The organism is Streptomyces hygroscopicus subsp. hygroscopicus (assembly GCF_030269125.1).
Lineage (GTDB): Bacteria > Actinomycetota > Actinomycetes > Streptomycetales > Streptomycetaceae > Streptomyces > Streptomyces hygroscopicus_C.
Genome location: NZ_BSSM01000002.1, coordinates 233,156 through 250,862, shown reverse-complemented (window position 1 = coordinate 250,862; position 17,707 = coordinate 233,156). Strand labels below are relative to the sequence as shown.

Genomic DNA, 17,707 nt, shown 5'->3' with positions numbered 1-17,707 from the left:
CACTCGAACGGGTGGACCTCGGGTCGGGGAGGCGCGCTGCGCCTCCCCGGTTCGTTCTGGGGGTGTGAGCGAGAAGAACCGTGACGGAAAGCGGACCGCCCGGGAGCGGCTGGCGGTCGAGCGCGAGAAGCAGAAGTCCGCGGAGAAGCGGCGGCGCACCCTGATCGTGGGTGCCGGCGTCGCCTGCGTGCTGGCCCTGGCGGCGGTGATCGGCGTGATCGCCGCGAACGCGGGCAAGAACAAGTCGAGCAGCAACGCCGGCCCGGTCGTGGCGCCCTCCGGCGCCCAGGGCAAGGACAGTCTCGCGATCCCCGTCGGCAAGGACCGCGCGAAGTCGACGCTCACGGTCTGGGAGGACTTCCGCTGCCCCGCCTGCCAGGCGTTCGAGGCGGCGTACCGGCCCACGCTCCATGAACTGGTCGACTCGGGCAAGCTCCGGATCGAGTACCACCTGGTCCGGCTGATCGACGGCAATCTCGGCGGCACCGGTTCCCTGCGCGCGGCCAACGCGGCGGCCTGCGCCCAGGATGCCGGGAGGTTCCGTGACTTCCACGACGTGCTGTACTCGAACCAGCCCAAGGAGACCGACGACGCCTTCGCCGACAACGCCAAGCTGATCACGCTGTCGGGCAAGGTCGGCGGCCTGGACACGCCGGCGTTCCGGAAGTGCGTGGACGCGGGGACGCACGACGCCTGGGTGGACCGCTCCCAGAAGGCCTTCCAGAGCGGCGGCCTCACCGGCACGCCCACGGTGCTGCTCGGCGGGAAGAACATCTACCAGGACCAGACGATGACCCCCGCCAAGCTCAAGCAGATGGTGGAGTCGGCGGCCCGCGGGTAAGCGATTCTCACGTCCCTGTTACGGACCCGTAGCCAGGCGGCTTGGTGTCGCCGGGGCCCGGCACGGTAGCGTCGGACCTGCCATGGAACTTGCCTACATTCCCAGCCCGTCCCGCGGGGTGCTGTATCTCGGCCCCATCCCGCTGCGCGGTTACGCCTTCTGCATCATCATCGGCGTCTTCATCGCCGTCTGGCTCGGCAACCGGCGCTGGATCGCGCGCGGCGGCCAGTCCGGCACCGTCGCCGACATCGCGGTGTGGGCCGTGCCGTTCGGCCTGGTCGGCGGCCGGCTCTACCACGTGATCACGGACTACGAGCTGTACTTCAGCCCCGGCCGTGACTGGGTGGACGCGTTCAAGGTGTGGCAGGGCGGCCTGGGCATCTGGGGCGCGATCGCGCTGGGCGCGCTGGGCGCGTGGATCGGGGCACGGCGGCGGGGCATCCCCATGCCCGCCTACGCCGACGCGGTCGCCCCCGGCATCGCCCTCGCGCAGGCCATGGGGCGCTGGGGCAACTGGTTCAACCAGGAGCTGTACGGCAGGGAGACCCACGTTCCCTGGGCCCTGCACATCACCTCCTCCGAGGGCGGCCGGGTGCCGGGCTACTACCATCCGACCTTCCTCTACGAATCCCTGTGGTGCGTCGGCGTCGCCTTCCTGGTCATGTGGGCCGACCGCCGCTTCAAACTGGGTCACGGCCGTGCGTTCGCGCTCTACGTCGCCGCGTACTGCCTCGGCCGCGGCTGGATCGAGTACATGCGGGTGGACGACGCCCACCACATCCTCGGCCTGCGCCTGAACGACTGGACCGCCCTGATCGTCTTCCTCCTGGCGGTCACCTACATGATCGTCTCGGCCCGCCTCCGTCCCGGCCGCGAGGAGATCGTCGAGCCCCTCGCCGCCGACGCCCCCGGCGGCCCGGCAGCGGGCGTGAAGCCGGACGCCGAGCCCGGGGAGTCCGCCCCGGAGCCCGCGGACGAGCCGGACACGGCCTCCGAGGAGGCCGCCGAGGAGACCGGGTCGGCGACGAAGAAGAGCTGACGAGCGGTTCGTACGACGCGAAGGGCGCCCGGGGATCCCCGGGCGCCCTTCGCGCGTGTCCGGCGGGGTCCGATCGGCGTCAGCCCCGCCGGAGCCCTCATCCGCGCCGGGCCAGCGAGAGCGTCCGGCGGGCCATGGCCACCACCGCCGCGTCGATGAAGCGGCCGTCGGGGAGCGCCTGGGCGCCGGGGTCGGTGGTGGCCGCCTTGATGACGGTCTCGGCGTGCTCCAGCTCCGCGGGGGTGGGGAGGTAGGCGCGCTCGATGACCGGGAGCTGGCGCGGGTGGATCGCGGCGCGGCCGAGGAAGCCGAGGGCCCGGCCGTGGGCGCAGGAGGCGGCCAGGCCGTCGAGGTCGCGGATGTCGGGGTGGACCGTCTGCGGAGGCGGCGGCAGCCCGGCCGCGCGGGCCGCGACGATCACCCGGGAGCGCGGCCAGTCGAGCCCCGAGTCGGCCCGGACCCCGAGGTCCGCCCGGAGATCCGCCTCGCCCAGGGAGATGCCCCGCAGGGACGGATGCGCGCCGGCGATGGCGTACGCGTGCTCGACGGCCAGCGCCGTCTCCAGCAGCGCGTAGAGCGGGAAGGGGACGGCGGCCGCGACGTGGCGCACCTCCGAGGGCCCCGTCACCTTCGGCAGCCGCAGGCCCGACAGCCCCCGCAGCCCCCGCAGCGCCGCCAGGTCCGCCGCCGCCCACGGCGTGCCCAGGGCGTTCACCCGCACATGCACCGGCACCGGCCGCGGCTCCGCGAGGAGGTCCGCCGTGACCGCGCGCGCGTACTCCTTGCGGTCCGGCGCCACCGCGTCCTCCAGGTCGATCACCACCACGTCCGCGCCCGCCACCAGCGCCTTGGCGATCACATGCGGCCGGTCCCCGGGGACGTACAGCCACGTCAGCGGGGTCACAGGGCGCCCTCCGCGCGCAGGGCGGCGATGTCGGCCGGGGCGAGGCCCAGCTCGGCGAGGACCGCGTCGGTGTCCGCGCCGTGCGGCCGCCCGGCCCAGCGGATCGCGCCGGGAGTGGCGGACAGGCGGAAGAGGACGTTCTGGAGCCGCAAGGGACCCAGCTCGGGGTCCGGCACGGTCGTCACCGTGTCGAGTGCCTGGTACTGGGGGTCCTCGAACACGTCCCGCACGTCCTGCACCGGCGCCACCGCCGCCTCCGCCTTCTCGAAGGCCGCCAGCACCTCCGTACGGGTGCGGGCGGCGATCCAGGAGCCGACCGCCTCGTCCAGCACCTCCGCGTGCGCGGCCCGCTCCGCGCCCGTGGCGAACCACGGCTCCTCGATCAGCTCCGGCCGCCCCACCAGCCGCATCACCCGCTCGGCCACCGACTGCGCGGACGTGGAGACGGCCACCCAGGTGCCGTCGGCGGTGCGGTACGTGTTGCGCGGGGCGTTGTTCGCGGACCGGTTGCCGGTGCGTTCCTGGACGTAGCCGAGCTGGTCGTACCAGGTGGGGTGCGGGCCCAGCACGGACAGGATCGGCTCGATGATCGCCATGTCCACGACCTGGCCGGCGCCGGTGCGCTCCCGCGCGGCCAGCGCCGTGAGCACGGCGTACGCCGTGGCGAGGCCCGCGACCGAGTCGGCGAGCCCGAACGGCGGCAGGACCGGCGGCGCCTCCGGCTCCCCGGTGAGCGCGGCGAACCCGCTCATCGCCTCCGCGAGCGTCCCGAAGCCGGGCCGGTGCGCGTACGGCCCGAACTGTCCGAACGCGGTGACCCGGGCGAGCACCAGCCGCGGGTTGGCCGCGGACAGCTCCGCCCAGCCCAGGTCCCACCTCTCCAGCGTGCCGGGCCGGAAGTTCTCGATCACGACATCGGCGGTGGCCGCGAGACGCAGCAGGGTGGCGCGGCCGCCCGGCCGGGACAGGTCCAGGGTGATGGTGCGCTTGTTGCGGCCGAGCACCTTCCACCACAGGCCGACCCCGTCCTTCGCCGGACCGTGCCCGCGGGACGGATCGGGGCGCCCCGGGTGTTCCACCTTGATCACCTCGGCGCCGAAGTCGCCGAGCAGCGTCGCGGCCATGGGCCCGGCGAAGAGCGTCGCCAGGTCCAGCACCCGCAGCCCGTCCAGCGCCGCCGTACCCCCGCTCACGAGGTGAACCGCGCGTCGATCTCCGGGCGGTACGGCATCGACGCCGACGCCCCGGCCCGCTCGACCGAGAGGGAGGCCGCTGCGGCGGCCCAGGACAGGGCCTCCCGTACGGGTTTCTCCTCGGCGAGGGCCACCGCGAGCGCCCCGGTGAAGGTGTCGCCCGCACCCGTGGTGTCCACCGCCTCGACCCGGGGCGCGGGCACCACCAGCGGCTCGGCGGCGTCCCGGGCCACGTACAGACAGCCGGTCGCGCCCAGCGTGACCACCGCGCGCGGTACCAGTTCCAGCAGCGCGGCGGCGGCCTCGCGCGGGTCCGTGCGGCCGGTGAGGGTGATCGCCTCGTACTGGTTGGGCACCAGCAGATCGGTCGCGGCGAGGAGTCCGGGCGGCAGCGGCTGGATGGGGGAGGGGGTGAGGACCGTACGGACACCGTGCCGGCGGGCGGCCTCGGCGCCCGCGACCACCGCGGCCGGCGGGATCTCCAGCTGGAGCAGCAGGGTGTCGGCGGAGGCGATCAGCCCCTCGTCGCCGGGCGAGAGATGGTCGACGGTGCCGTTGGCGCCCGGGACGACGACGATGGAGTTGCCGCCCTCGTCGTCCACCACGATGTGCGCGGTGCCGGAGGGGCCCTCGACCGTGCGCAGGAAGTCGGTGTCCACGCCGGAGTGTTCGAGGGTCTCCCGCAGCCGCGTCCCGAACGCGTCGTTGCCCACCGCGCCGATCATCGAGACGGTGGCGCCGGCCCGCGCGGCGGCGATCGCCTGGTTGGCGCCCTTGCCACCCGGGACGGTGCGGAACTCCCGGCCGGTCACCGTCTCGCCGCGCTGCGGGGCCTTGGCGACGAAGGCGACGAGGTCCATGTTCGTGCTGCCGAGGACGGCGATGTGGGTCATGTGCGGTTCGCCTCCAGGTGGGTGAGGTGGGCGAGGGTGTCGAAGCCGGTGCCGTCGAGGTCGGCGACGGTGGTGGCGAGCCGGTTCTTCAGCGGGGCCCGCCAGTGCTCGGGAAGCGCGGCGGGGGAGCCCGCGAGCAGCCCGGCGACGCTGCCCGCGGTCGCGCCGACCGAGTCGGTGTCCAGACCGCCCGCCACCGCCCGCCGGATCGAGCCGGTGAAGTCGCCGTCCGCGTGGGTGAGCGCGGCGGCCAGCAGGGCGGTGTTGGGGAGGGCGTGCACCCAGTGGTGGGTGTGGGCGTAGACGGCGTGCAGTTCGTCCACCACGGTGTCGAAGTCCTCGTGCGCCGATGCCAGCCGAACGGCGTGGTCGAGGGCCTGGGCCAGCCGGGAGCGGTGCGGGACGACCGACCGGCCCGCGCGCAGGCAGGTGTGGACGTCGTGGTCGCCGGTGGCGGCCGCGGCGAGGGTGGCGGCGGTGAACATGGCCGCGTAGACGCCGTTGGCCGTATGGGTCAACACCGCGTCCCGGTATGCCTGTTCGGCCGCCGCGGCCGGGTCGCCCGGGTTGGTCCAGCCGTGCACGTCGGCACGGATCAGGGCGCCGATCCACTCGCGGAACGGGTTGCGGTGGCGTGCGGTGTGCGGGGGTTCCACACCGGTGAGGAGGTTGCGGTAGGCGAGGCGTTCGGCGGTGAACGTGCGGCCGGGCGGCAGCTCCTCCAGCCACAGCCGGGCGACGTCCGTCGTGGTGAAGCCCTTCCCGTGCCGCTGGAGCAGCAGCAGGTTGAGCAGCGGGTAGTCGAGATCGTCGTCCTCGGGCATGCCGTCGATGTTCTCGGCGAGCGAGGTGGCGGCCGAGCGGCGGTTCCAGGGGTGCGCGGCGAGCAGTTCCGCGGGGACGCCCCGGGCGGTGAAGTAGCCGGTGAGCGGCCAGTTCCCGCTCGCGCGGCCGAGGGCGCGGACGGCGTCCAGGGGCAGCTTCTCGACCGGTTTGCCCAGCAGGCAGCCGATGGCCCGGCCCAGCCAGGACGCCTCGAAGGCGGGCGGCCCCGGCGTTCCGGACGGCCGCGGGGTGGGCCAGTCGGGACAGGCGGCCTTGATCGCGGCCAGTTCGGTCGGTTCGTCGTCGGCCAACCGGCTGGGCAGGTCGGCGAGTTCGTCGAGCAGGTCCTCGGCGAGCAGCCGCAGGTAGCGCGAGACGCGATGCGGGGAGGCGCCCGCGCGCTCGGGGGCGTCCGGACCGCCCGCCGCGCGCCAGCGCTCCTCGATCCGGGACGGCTCACGGCCGTCGAGGCGGGCCTGGCGCAGTTCGTGGCCGAGCAGGTCCTCGGGCTGGACCCAGGTCAGTCGGAGCACGGCGCACCTCCCAGGGCGGCGAAGGCACCCTCATGGGCGCGGCGCCGGCCGCGGTCGAGGGCGAAGACCTCCCGGGCGACCTGGGCGAGGGTGCGGGCCGGCTGCCACAGGTCCAGGCGGCTGGCCTCCGCGACCGTCTTCGCCCACTCCTCGGGCACCGGCGAGCCGAGCGCGCCCGCGAGGGCACCGGCCATGGTGGCGATCGAGTCGCAGTCGCGGCCGTAGTTGACCGAACCGAGCACCGCGTGCCGGTAGTCGCCGCCGGACACCACCAGCATCCCGAGCGCGACGGGCAGTTCCTCGACGGAGTGCAGCCGCGAGGGACGGCGGGCGCCCAGCGAGGGGGCGCGGTAATCCGGGCCGACGGTGTCGTACGGCGCGACCGCGGTCCGCAGCGGACCGAGCGCCGACTCGAAGTCGTCGTGCTCGTACGCCACTTCGCAGACCTTCTCGATCGCCTCCCGGGTGCCGTCCTTGGCCAGCGCCAGGCACGCGGTCACCACCGAGTCCGGGGTCGCGTCCGGCGCGGTGGCAGCGGCGACGGCCGCGGCGAGGACACCGGCCGCCTCCCGGCCGTACGAGGACTGGTGGGCGCCGGCGATGTCCAGCGCCTCGGCGTAAGCGGCCCGCGGATGGGCGGCGTTGACCAGGCCGACGGGGGCCATGTACATCGCGGCGCCGCAGTTGACGATGTTGCCGACGCCCGCCTCCCGGGGATCGGCGTGCCCGTAGGCGAGCCGGGCCACCAGCCACTTCTCGGCGAGGAAGAGGCGGTGCAGCGGCAGCGTCTCCGCCTCCAGCTCGGGGATCCAGCGGGGGTTGGTCATCAGGTCCGGGACCAGGTGCTCGGCGAGCGCGTAGGCGTCGAGGTGGTCGCGGACGCGGTCGTAGACCCGGATCAGCGCGTGCGTCATCAAGGTGTCGTCGGTGACGTGTCCGTCGCCCTTGTGGTACGGCGCGAGGGGACGGGCGGTACGCCAGGCGTCGCCGTGCCAGGGGCCGACGAAGCCGTGCACGGGGCCGCCGTGGCGCTCGGCGATCTGGTCGGGGGAGTACCCCTCGACCGGTCCGCCGAGGGCGTCGCCGACGGCCGCGCCGACGAGGGCGCCGGTGATCCGTTCGTCCAGATCGGGCTGTCCGGTGCCTTTGGGTTGCTTGGGCGTCATGCCCGAATCATCCTCCTGGGCGGGCCGGTTGCGCGGCTTCCAGGAGTCCGGCGAGTTCCACCAGGTCGGTTCCGGTCAGGCGGGGCAGGGCGCAGCCGGGCAGGATGCGGCAGGCCTCCCGCCAGGGCTCCGGGACCGCCGAGGCGCCGCCGAGCGCGCCGGTGAGGGCGCCCGCGAGGGCGGGGGCGGAGTCGGCGACCCGGGACAGACACGCGGCGGCGGGTACGGCCTCGGCGAGGCGCCCGCCGGTGGCGGTGGTCAGCGCGAGGGCGACGGGGACGGTCTCGGCGGCGGCGATGCCGTAGCTGTAGACGTGGTCCACGATCTGGTGTTCGAGGAGGGGGACGAGGGCGAAGGCACAGGCGCCGCCCTCGGCGAGGGCGAGCGCGTGCCGGGCGTTGCGGCCGATCTCCGTGTCGGCCGGGAGCTGGGCCAGGGCGGCGGTGACACAGGTGCCGGTGTCCGCGCCGGTCAGGGCGAGCGAGACGGCCGCCGCCATGGCCCGTGCGCCGTGCACGCCGTCGCCGTCCTGGGTGTAGCGGGCGTCGAACTCGGCGAGGTCTGCGGCGCGTTCGGGGTCCCCGGGGTGGGCCACGGCGAGGGCGCAGGCGCGGACGCAGGCGGCGTCGTCGAAGTAGTGCGGGTTGTCGTGGCCGGTGGCGGGTGGGCGCAGGCCGGTGGCGAGGTTGCCGAGACCGGCCCGCACGGAGATGCGGGCGCGCAGCGGCAGTACGGCCGACTCGATCTCCGGCGCCCGGTCCGCGGCGGCGGCGACCTCGCAGGCGACGGCGGTCCAGGTGAGGTCGATGGCGGCGCGGGTACGGCGGTCGCGGCTGAGGTCGCCGAGGGCGTCGTCGGTGCCGGCGCGCAGCACCGCCTCCGCGGCGAAGGCCGCCCATTCGGCGTCGTCGGAGGGGCCCAGGCGCAGGGGCTCGGGGGGTTGGTTGAGGGCGATCGGCACGGGGAGGGTGGTGGTCGCGTTCTGTTCCGCGAAGGTGTCCAGCTCGCGGGTGAGGCGGCGGGTCCACTCGGGCATGCGGGCGGCCCGGTGCCGGGCGGCCGGCCAGCCGGCGGCGTCCCCCGCGGCGAGTCCGAGCAGCATCCCCTCCACGCGGCCCGCCCTCACGCCCGCGCCTCGCTGTCCGCCCCGACCAGGGGACTTCGCCCGTCGTCCGCCCGCTCCGTCGTCCGCCCGCCACCCGACTCCACCGGTTCGAGGGGTGGGACGGAGGGCGGGGGCGCTTGCACCGGCTGGGGGGACGGCTGGAGGCACGGGGGCGGCTCGGCGGACCGCGAGGCGGGGGCGGGTGACGGGGAGGGGGCGGTCGGCGGGAGGGGTGCGGTCGGGGGTGCGGAGGACTTGGCCGGGGGGAGAAGTGCGGAGGCGAGGGCGGGGGGCTCGGTCGGCGGGAGGGGTGTGGAGGCGAGGGCGGGGGGCTCGGTCGGCCGGAGCGGTGCGGAGGCGGGTACGGAGGCGAGCGCGGGGGACCCGGTCGGACGGAGGGGCGGGAAGGCCGCCGCGGGTCCGGTGGCCTCCGGCGCGGCCGGCCCGCGCGGCGAGGACGGCAGGAGCACCTCCGCCTCCCGCTCGCGCGCTGCCTCCCGCGCGCGCTCCGTCCCCCGCCCGTCCCGCGCCCGGCGTTCGGCACCGGCCCCCGCCACCAGCAGCTCCGCCACCTCCAGCACGTGCCGCCCGGCCATCGACGGCAGGCACCTCCCCCGCGCCGGGCCGATGGCGTTCGCCCAGTCGGCAGGGATCGCCTGGGCACCCTGGGTCGCTCCCGAGAGCGCGCCCGCGACCGCAGCCGTCGTGTCGGCGTCGCGGCCCATGTTGACGGCCGTGAGGACCGCTTCCCGGAAGTCGCCGTCGGCGGTCGCGTACGCGCCGAAGGCGAGGGCGACGGCCTCCGGGGCGAGGTCGGTCCAGGGGTAGCCGCCGATGACGACGGCCGAGCGGACGGCGCGTTCGCCGCGGTGGGCGACGGCCACGGCACGGCGCAGGGAGCGGGCGGTCCAGGAGTCGTCGGGGATCACCGCGAGGGCGGCGGCGATCACCACCGGGACCGGGGCGCCCGCCATCGCCGCGGCCACGCCCGCCGCGACCGCCTGGCCGCCGTAGATGCCCTCGCCCTCGTGGCTGACGGAGCCGTCGATCGCGACCAGGCGGGCCGCCTCCCCAGGGCGTCCGGCGGCGAAGACGCCGAAGGGGGCCGCGCGCATCGCGAGGCCGTCGCTCCAGGCGTGCCGGTGCTGGGCCGAGATCGGCGCGGCCAGGCCCCGGCGCAGGTTCTCCAGCGTGCCGCGCTCGCTGAAGCCCGCGCCGCGGAACGTGCCCTCGGCCCGGTCGGCGATCCACTCGTGCCAGGCGGCCTCCGCGTGCGCCGGGGTGAGCGCCGAGCCGTGCCGGGCGAGCAGCAGGCCGGAGAAGAGCGCGTACTCGGTGTCGTCCGTGCCCTGCGGCCGGTCCGTGACGTAGCCCGTGATGCGGCCCCAGCGGGCCCGGATCTCGGAGGGCTTCAGGTTCTCCGCGGGGGCGCCCAGCGCGTCGCCGACGGCCAGGCCGAGCAGGGCGCCCCGGGCCCGTGCGTGCGGACCGGCGAGGCCCTCGGGCCCCTGGAGCGGTCCCCCGGCCGCCGGGAGCGGGGGAGTGCAGGCGGTCGATGCCATGGGCGGCCTCCTTCGGCGGGGCCCACCTGGGCCCGCGGACCCTTTGCGGATGTGTCCCACGACGGGTCGCCGTACCTGCCTCGGAAGCGCCCCTGTCACCCGCTCGGCAACCCGAGCGGGTGAGTGGTGCGGGCGACCGCGAAATCGGTAAAACCGCAGGTTAGCCCAGCCTTCCCTTGCTGGCGGCGAGGACTGGGAGGGCGTACGTTCTGTGGTGTCGAAAAGTAGATCTCGTCCAAAGTTAGCTTTGGCTAAGCTTAATCGGGGAAGTTCATGGCCCTCATCGATACCGAGGCCGCGCTGCACGAAGCGCACCGCGACAACCACACGCACCGCGATGTCAACGGCGGCTGGCTGCGTCCCGCCGTCTTCGGCGCGATGGACGGCCTGGTCTCCAACCTCGCCCTGATGACCGGCGTGGCCGGCGGCTCCGTCAGCCCCCAGACCATCGTCATCACCGGACTCGCGGGGCTCGCCGCCGGCGCCTTCTCCATGGCGGCCGGCGAGTACACCTCCGTGGCCTCCCAGCGGGACCTGGTCGAGGCGGAGCTGGACGTCGAGCGCCGTGAACTGCGCAAGCACCCGCAGGACGAGGAGGACGAGCTCGCGGCACTCTACGTGGCCCGGGGCGTGAGTCCCGAACTGGCCCGCGAGGTCGCCCGGCAGCTGTCCAAGGACCCCGAGCAGGCCCTGGAGATACACGCCCGCGAGGAGCTGGGCATCGATCCCGGCGAACTGCCGTCCCCGCTGGTCGCGGCCGTCTCCTCCTTCGGCGCCTTCGCCCTCGGCGCGCTGCTGCCCGTGCTGCCGTACCTGCTCGGCGCGACCGTCCTGTGGCCGGCCCTGCTGCTCGCGCTGATCGGCCTCTTCGGCTGTGGCGCCGTCGTCGCCAAGGTGACGGCCCGCACCTGGTGGTTCAGCGGCCTGCGACAGCTCGCGCTGGGCGGTGCCGCCGCCGGTGTGACGTACGCCCTGGGCGCCTTGTTCGGAACGGCCGTAGGATGACGCGGCCGGTACTTATACGCGAGGGCGAATAAGTAGCCGTTACCCGTTGGTTTCGGATGCGTGACCGCGGGGCATGAGCCGTAAGCGCTGTGGGCAATGACGCCTGCCGCACCCCCCGCGGGGTGGGCCGACGACGACCCCCCTGTTCCCCTGGACCGATGGACACCGATCCGACCGATGGTGTCGCAGCGGCCACCCCACGCGTTCGCCGCCACCGCGGCGGCCGGCCGCCGCGCGCGGCGCTCCCGGCCGCCGCTCCGTGCGGCACCGGCCGCTTCGCGCGGTACCCCGGCACCCCGCCACGGACCCCGTGGTGTCCGCATGATGAAACGGACTATCCGCTTCCCGAGAACCGGGTCATCATGTAACCTGCACGAAATTTAGCCATTCTTCGCAGAGGGCCAACGTCGTCCCTCGGCACACGCCACATGCCACATGACGACGACGGGAGAGCCGATGCGTACGCCGCGCCAGCCGTCCCAGCATTCCGAGAACGGCCAGAACTGGTCGTTCATGGATGCTCGCCCTGCTGCGCAGGGTATGTACGACCCCCGCAACGAACACGACGCCTGCGGCGTCGGTTTCGTCGCCAACCTCACCGGCGAGGCCTCCCACGCCCTGGTCGAGCAGGCCCTCACCGTGCTGCGCAATCTGGAGCACCGCGGCGCCACCGGCTCCGAGCCGGACTCGGGCGACGGCGCGGGCCTGCTGTCGCAGGTCCCGGACGCCTTCCTCCGCGAGGTGGCCGGATTCGAACTGCCCGCAGCCGGCTCGTACGCCGTGGGCATCGCCTTCCTGCCGGAGGAGGGCACCGAGGACGCCGTCTCGGCGATCGAGACGATCGCCGACGAGGAGGGCCTGACCGTCCTCGGCTGGCGCGAGGTGCCGGTCGCCCCCGAGCTGCTGGGCGCCACCGCCCGCTCCACCATGCCGGTCTTCCGGCAGGTCTTCGTGACCGACGGAGCCAGCGAGGGCATCGCCCTCGACCGCAAGGCGTTCGTGCTGCGCAAGCGCGCCGAGCGCGAGGCGGGCGTCTACTTCCCGTCGCTGTCCGCGCGCACCATCGTCTACAAGGGCATGCTGACCACCGGCCAGCTGGAGCCCTTCTTCCCGGACCTGTCCGACCGCCGCTTCGCCTCCGCGATCGCGCTCGTGCACTCCCGGTTCTCCACGAACACCTTCCCGTCGTGGCCGCTCGCGCACCCCTACCGTTTCGTCGCCCACAACGGTGAGATCAACACCGTCCAGGGCAACCGCAACTGGATGCGCGCCCGCGAGTCCCGGCTGGCCTCCGACCTGTTCGGCCCCGCGGAGAAGCTGGACCGCATCTTCCCGGTCTGCACCCCCGACGCCTCCGACTCCGCCTCCTTCGACGAGGTCCTGGAGCTGCTGCACCTCGGCGGCCGTTCGCTGCCGCACGCCGTGCTGATGATGATCCCGGAGGCATGGGAGAACCACGCCTCCATGGACCCGGCCCGGCGCGCCTTCTACGGCTACCACTCCACGATGATGGAGCCCTGGGACGGCCCCGCCTGCGTCACCTTCACCGACGGCACCCAGGTCGGCGCCGTGCTCGACCGCAACGGCCTGCGCCCCGGCCGCTACTGGGTCACCGACGAGGGCCTCGTCGTCCTCGGCTCCGAGGTCGGCGTCCTCGACATCGACCCCGCCCGCGTCGTCCGCAAGGGCCGCCTCCAGCCCGGCCGGATGTTCCTCGTGGACACCGCCGAGCACCGCATCATCGAGGACGACGAGATCAAGGCCGCCCTCGCCGGCGCGCAGCCGTACGCCGAGTGGCTGGAGGCCGGCGAGATCGAGCTGGGCGACCTGCCCGAGCGCGAGCACATCGTGCACACCCACGCCTCGGTCACCCGCCGCCAGCAGACCTTCGGGTACACCGAGGAGGAGCTGCGCGTCATCCTCGCCCCGATGGCCCGCACCGGCGCCGAGCCGATCGGCTCCATGGGCACGGACTCGCCGATCGCGGCCCTGTCCGAGCGCCCCCGGCTGCTCTTCGACTACTTCACCCAGCTGTTCGCCCAGGTCACCAACCCGCCGCTGGACGCCATCCGCGAGGAGCTGGTCACCTCCCTGCGCAGCGCGCTCGGCCCCCAGGGCAACCTGCTCGACCCGACCGCCGCCTCCTGCCGGTCCGTCACGCTGCCCTTCCCGGTGATCGACAACGACGAGCTGGCCAAGCTCATCCACATCAACGCCGACGGCGACATGCCCGGCTTCAAGGCCGCGACCCTCTCCGGCCTGTTCCGGGTGAGCGGCGGCGGCGAGGCGCTGGCCGCCCGCATCGAGGAGATCTGCGCCGAGGCCGACGCGGCCATCGAGAACGGCGCCCGGCTGATCGTCCTCTCGGACCGGCACTCCGACGCCGAGCACGCGCCGATCCCCTCGCTGCTGCTCACCGCGGCCGTCCACCATCACCTCATCCGCACCAAGCAGCGCACCCACGTGGGCCTGCTGGTCGAGGCCGGCGACGTCCGCGAGGTCCACCACGTCGCCCTGCTGATCGGCTTCGGCGCCGCCGCCGTCAACCCGTACCTGGCGATGGAGTCGGTGGAGGACCTGCTGCGCGCGGGCACCTTCCTCCAGGGCGTCGAGCCCGAGAAGGCCATCAAGAACCTGATCTACGCCCTCGGCAAGGGCGTCCTGAAGGTCATGTCCAAGATGGGCATCTCCACCGTCGCCTCCTACCGCGGCGCCCAGGTCTTCGAGGCCGTCGGCCTGGACGAGGCCTTCGTGGAGAAGTACTTCAACGGCACCGCCACCAAGATCGGCGGCGTCGGCATCGACGTCATCGCCGGCGAGGTCGCCGCCCGCCACGCCAAGGCCTACCCGGCCTCCGGCATCGCCCCGGCGCACCGCACCCTCGACATCGGCGGCGAGTACCAGTGGCGCCGCGAGGGCGAGCCGCACCTGTTCGACCCGGAGACGGTCTTCCGCCTCCAGCACTCCACGCGCACCGGCCGCTTCGACATCTTCAAGAAGTACACCTCGCGCGTGAACGAGCAGTCCGAGCGCCTGATGACGCTCCGCGGTCTGTTCGGCTTCACCTCCGACCGGGCGCCGATCCCGGTGGAGGAGGTCGAGCCGGTCAGCGAGATCGTCAAGCGGTTCTCGACCGGTGCCATGTCGTACGGCTCCATCTCCAAGGAGGCGCACGAGACCCTCGCCATCGCCATGAACCAGCTGGGCGGCAAGTCCAACACCGGTGAGGGCGGCGAGGACCCGGAGCGCCTGTACGACCCGGCGCGGCGCAGCGCGATCAAGCAGGTCGCCTCCGGCCGCTTCGGCGTCACCTCCGAGTACCTGGTCAACGCGGACGACATCCAGATCAAGATGGCCCAGGGCGCCAAGCCCGGCGAGGGCGGCCAGCTGCCCGGCCACAAGGTCTACCCGTGGGTCGCCAAGACGCGTCACTCGACGCCGGGCGTGGGGCTCATCTCCCCGCCGCCGCACCACGACATCTACTCCATCGAGGACCTGGCCCAGCTGATCCACGACCTCAAGAACGCCAACCCCCGGGCGCGGATCCACGTCAAGCTGGTCTCCGAGGTCGGCGTCGGCACGGTCGCGGCCGGTGTGTCCAAGGCGCACGCGGACGTCGTGCTGATCTCCGGTCACGACGGCGGCACCGGTGCCTCCCCGCTGACCTCGCTGAAGCACGCGGGCGGCCCCTGGGAGCTCGGCCTGGCCGAGACCCAGCAGACGCTGCTGCTCAACGGCCTGCGCGACCGGATCGTCGTGCAGACCGACGGTCAGCTCAAGACCGGCCGCGACGTGGTCATCGCCGCGCTGCTCGGCGCCGAGGAGTTCGGTTTCGCGACCGCCCCGCTCGTCGTCTCCGGCTGCGTCATGATGCGCGTGTGCCACCTGGACACCTGCCCGGTCGGCATCGCCACCCAGAACCCGGTGCTGCGCGAGCGCTTCGCCGGCAAGGCCGAGCACATCGTGAACTTCTTCCGGTTCATCGCCGAGGAGGTCCGCGAACTGCTGGCCGAGCTGGGCTTCCGCTCCATCGAGGAGGCCGTCGGCCACGCCGAGGTGCTGGACGTGCGGCGCGCCGTCGACCACTGGAAGGCGCAGGGCCTGAACCTGGAGCCGCTGTTCCACGTGCCGGACCTGCCCGAGGGCGCCGTCCGCCACCAGGTGGTCGCCCAGGACCACGGACTGCAGAAGGCCCTGGACAACGAGCTGATCAAGCTCGCCGCCGACGCCCTGGCCGCGAACGACGCGACCGAGGCCCAGCCGGTGCGCGCCCAGGTCGCCATCCGCAACATCAACCGCACGGTCGGCACCATGCTCGGCCACGAGGTGACCAAGAAGTTCGGTGGCGCGGGCCTGCCCGAGGACACCATCGACATCACCTTCACCGGTTCCGCGGGCCAGTCCTTCGGCGCCTTCCTGCCGCGCGGCGTCACGCTGCGCCTGGAGGGCGACGCCAACGACTACGTGGGCAAGGGCCTTTCGGGCGGCCGCGTCATCGTCCGCCCGGACCGCGCCGCCGACCACCTCGCCGAGTACTCGACGATCGCGGGCAACACCATCGGCTACGGCGCCACCGGCGGCGAGCTGTTCCTGCGCGGTCGTACCGGTGAGCGGTTCTGCGTGCGCAACTCCGGCGCGCTGGTCGTCTCCGAGGGCGTGGGCGACCACGGCTGCGAGTACATGACCGGTGGTCACGCGGTCGTCCTCGGCCCGACCGGCCGCAACTTCGCGGCGGGTATGTCCGGCGGCGTCGCCTACGTCATCGACCTCGACCGCGACGACGTCAACGCGGGCAACGCGGACGCGGTCCAGGAGCTGGCCGAGTCGGACAAGGCGTGGCTGCACGACGTGGTGCGCCGGCACGCCGAGGAGACCGGCTCGACCGTCGCCGAGAAGCTGCTCGCCGACTGGGACGCGGCCGCGGCCCGGTTCAGCAAGATCATCCCCAGCACGTACCAGGCAGTGCTCGCCGCCAAGGACGCCGCCGAGCGAGCCGGTCTCTCCGAGACCGAGATCACCGAGAAGATGATGGAGGCGGCGACCAATGGCTGATCCGAAGGGCTTCCTCAACCACGGCCGCGAGGTCGCCAGGACCCGTCCCGTCGGTGAGCGTGTCAAGGACTGGAACGAGGTCTACGTCCCCGGCTCCCTGCTGCCGATCATCGGCAAGCAGGCCAGCCGGTGCATGGACTGCGGCATCCCGTTCTGCCACAACGGCTGCCCGCTCGGGAACCTGATCCCCGAGTGGAACGACTACGCCTACCGGGACGACTGGGCCGCCGCCTACGAGCGGCTGCACGCCACCAACAACTTCCCGGAGTTCACCGGGCGGCTGTGCCCGGCGCCCTGCGAGTCGGCGTGCGTGCTCGGCATCAACCAGCAGCCGGTCACCATCAAGAACGTCGAGGTCTCCATCATCGACAAGGCGTGGGACAGCGGGCACGTCGCCCCGCGCATCCCCGAGCGCCTGTCCGGCAAGACGGTCGCGGTCATCGGCTCGGGCCCCTCCGGCCTCGCCGCCGCCCAGCAGCTGACCCGCGCCGGCCACACGGTCGCCGTCTACGAGCGCGCGGACCGCATCGGGGGCCTCCTCCGTTACGGCATCCCCGAGTTCAAGATGGAGAAGCGGCACATCAACCGCCGTATCGAGCAGATGCGCGCGGAGGGCACCCGCTTCCGCACCGGCGTCGAGGTCGGCCGCGACCTGAACGCGCGCGACCTGAAGAAGCGCTACGACGCGGTCGTGATCGCCGCGGGCTCCACCACCGCCCGTGACCTCCCCGTCCCCGGGCGGGAGCTGAAGGGCATCTACCAGGCGATGGAGTACCTGCCCCTGGCCAACAAGGTCCAGGAGGGCGACTACGTGGTCTCGCCCGTCTCGGCGGAGGGCAAGCACGTCGTCGTGATCGGCGGCGGTGACACCGGCGCCGACTGCGTGGGCACCGCCCACCGGCAGGGCGCGGCCTCGGTCACCCAGCTGGAGATCATGCCCCGCCCGAACGCGGAGCGGAACCCGACCGGCCAGCCCTGGCCGACCTTCCCCATCCTCTACAAGGTCACCTCGGCCCACGAGGAGGGCGGCGAGCGGATCTACTCCGCCTCCACCACCCGCTTCGAGGGCGACGAGGACGGCAACGTGCAGTGGCTGCACCTGGCCGAGGTGGAGTTCGTGGACGGCAAGCTGACCCAGAAGCCGGGTACCGAGCGCCGCATCCCGGCGCAGCTGGTCACCCTGGCGATGGGCTTCACCGGCACCGACCGGGAGAACGGCCTGGTGGAGCAGTTCGGTCTGGACCTGGACGAGCGGGGTAACATCGCCCGCGACGCCGACTTCCAGACCAACGTGCCGGGGGTGTTCGTCGCCGGTGACGCCGGCCGCGGCCAGTCCCTGATCGTCTGGGCGATCGCGGAGGGCCGCTCGGCCGCCCGCGGCGTCGACCGCTACCTGACCGGGGCCAGCGACCTGCCGGCCCCGATCCGCCCGACCGACCGCGCGCTCGCGGTCTGACGGCACCCACGAGAGTCCCGCACAAAGGCGTGCAGGAACACCGACGGCGCCTGCCCACCTGTCCCCGACCGGACGACCGGGCAGGCGCCGTCGACTTTCTTCCGCTTTCTTCCGCTTTCTTCCGCGCGCCGGG

At 73.6% G+C, this 17,707-nt stretch carries 12 protein-coding genes; 5 read left to right on the top strand and 7 right to left on the bottom strand.

Annotation, left to right across the window (positions count from 1 at the left end):
• Window positions 1-64: 64 nt before the first annotated feature.
• Window positions 65-841 (top strand): DsbA family protein, encoded by a 777-nt coding sequence (locus tag QSK45_RS05580; RefSeq protein ID WP_285553811.1) that lies wholly within the window; start codon window positions 65-67, stop codon window positions 839-841.
• A gap of 82 nt (window positions 842-923) precedes the next feature.
• A complete protein-coding gene (gene lgt, locus QSK45_RS05575) occupies window positions 924-1,880 on the top strand; it encodes a prolipoprotein diacylglyceryl transferase (protein ID WP_285553809.1) in 957 nt (318 codons plus the stop codon).
• 97 nt (window positions 1,881-1,977) lie between these two features.
• Here the strand turns inward: lgt and QSK45_RS05570 are convergent, their stop codons facing one another.
• The 7 genes from QSK45_RS05570 to QSK45_RS05540 are packed head-to-tail and all read right to left on the bottom strand — an operon-like array spanning window position 1,978 to window position 10,061.
• Window positions 1,978-2,784, bottom strand: a complete 807-nt coding sequence (locus tag QSK45_RS05570) for an HpcH/HpaI aldolase/citrate lyase family protein (protein ID WP_285553807.1) — start codon at window positions 2,782-2,784, stop codon at window positions 1,978-1,980.
• Window positions 2,781-3,977 carry a CaiB/BaiF CoA transferase family protein gene (locus tag QSK45_RS05565; protein ID WP_285553804.1) on the bottom strand — a complete coding sequence of 399 codons (1,197 nt, stop codon included), beginning with the start codon at window positions 3,975-3,977 and terminating at the stop codon, window positions 2,781-2,783. The genes QSK45_RS05570 and QSK45_RS05565 overlap by 4 nt, the downstream gene beginning before the upstream one ends.
• Entirely contained in the window at window positions 3,974-4,870 is an 897-nt protein-coding gene (rbsK, locus tag QSK45_RS05560; RefSeq protein ID WP_285553802.1) for a ribokinase, read from the bottom strand. The genes QSK45_RS05565 and rbsK overlap by 4 nt, the downstream gene beginning before the upstream one ends.
• Window positions 4,867-6,228, bottom strand: coding sequence for an ADP-ribosylglycohydrolase family protein (locus QSK45_RS05555; protein ID WP_285553801.1), 1,362 nt, complete (start codon window positions 6,226-6,228; stop codon window positions 4,867-4,869). Before QSK45_RS05555 ends, rbsK begins: the two co-directional genes overlap by 4 nt.
• On the bottom strand, window positions 6,216-7,394 hold the full coding sequence (locus QSK45_RS05550; RefSeq protein ID WP_285553799.1) for an ADP-ribosylglycohydrolase family protein: 1,179 nt from the start codon (window positions 7,392-7,394) through the stop codon (window positions 6,216-6,218). Before QSK45_RS05550 ends, QSK45_RS05555 begins: the two co-directional genes overlap by 13 nt.
• A gap of 7 nt (window positions 7,395-7,401) precedes the next feature.
• Window positions 7,402-8,496: an ADP-ribosylglycohydrolase family protein gene (locus tag QSK45_RS05545; protein WP_285554634.1), complete on the bottom strand. Its 1,095-nt coding sequence runs from the start codon at window positions 8,494-8,496 to the stop codon at window positions 7,402-7,404.
• Between the two features lie 20 nt (window positions 8,497-8,516).
• Window positions 8,517-10,061, bottom strand: coding sequence for an ADP-ribosylglycohydrolase family protein (locus QSK45_RS05540; protein ID WP_285553797.1), 1,545 nt, complete (start codon window positions 10,059-10,061; stop codon window positions 8,517-8,519).
• A 273-nt stretch (window positions 10,062-10,334) separates the two neighbouring features.
• Between QSK45_RS05540 and QSK45_RS05535 the strand changes: the two genes are divergently transcribed.
• The 3 genes from QSK45_RS05535 (at window position 10,335) to QSK45_RS05525 (ending at window position 17,574) form a co-directional block, all read left to right on the top strand.
• Window positions 10,335-11,066 carry a VIT1/CCC1 transporter family protein gene (locus QSK45_RS05535; RefSeq protein ID WP_285553795.1) on the top strand — a complete coding sequence of 244 codons (732 nt, stop codon included), beginning with the start codon at window positions 10,335-10,337 and terminating at the stop codon, window positions 11,064-11,066.
• A 540-nt stretch (window positions 11,067-11,606) separates the two neighbouring features.
• A complete protein-coding gene (gene gltB / locus QSK45_RS05530) occupies window positions 11,607-16,118 on the top strand; it encodes a glutamate synthase large subunit (RefSeq protein WP_285554631.1) in 4,512 nt (1,503 codons plus the stop codon).
• On the top strand, window positions 16,111-17,574 hold the full coding sequence (locus QSK45_RS05525) for a glutamate synthase subunit beta (RefSeq protein WP_285553793.1): 1,464 nt from the start codon (window positions 16,111-16,113) through the stop codon (window positions 17,572-17,574). Before gltB ends, QSK45_RS05525 begins: the two co-directional genes overlap by 8 nt.
• Window positions 17,575-17,707: the final 133 nt, after the last annotated feature.

Bases quoted from the DNA above. Each gene is read 5' to 3' on its own strand.
- lgt (WP_285553809.1), top strand. From the start codon at position 924: ATGGAACTTGCCTACATTCCCAGCCCGTCCCGCGGGGTGCTGTATCTC.
- rbsK (WP_285553802.1), bottom strand. From the start codon at position 4,870: ATGACCCACATCGCCGTCCTCGGCAGCACGAACATGGACCTCGTCGCC.
- QSK45_RS05550 (WP_285553799.1), bottom strand. From the start codon at position 7,394: ATGACGCCCAAGCAACCCAAAGGCACCGGACAGCCCGATCTGGACGAA.
- QSK45_RS05545 (WP_285554634.1), bottom strand. From the start codon at position 8,496: ATGCTGCTCGGACTCGCCGCGGGGGACGCCGCCGGCTGGCCGGCCGCC.
- QSK45_RS05540 (WP_285553797.1), bottom strand. From the start codon at position 10,061: ATGGCATCGACCGCCTGCACTCCCCCGCTCCCGGCGGCCGGGGGACCG.
- QSK45_RS05535 (WP_285553795.1), top strand. From the start codon at position 10,335: ATGGCCCTCATCGATACCGAGGCCGCGCTGCACGAAGCGCACCGCGAC.
- gltB (WP_285554631.1), top strand. From the start codon at position 11,607: ATGTACGACCCCCGCAACGAACACGACGCCTGCGGCGTCGGTTTCGTC.
- QSK45_RS05525 (WP_285553793.1), top strand. From the start codon at position 16,111: ATGGCTGATCCGAAGGGCTTCCTCAACCACGGCCGCGAGGTCGCCAGG.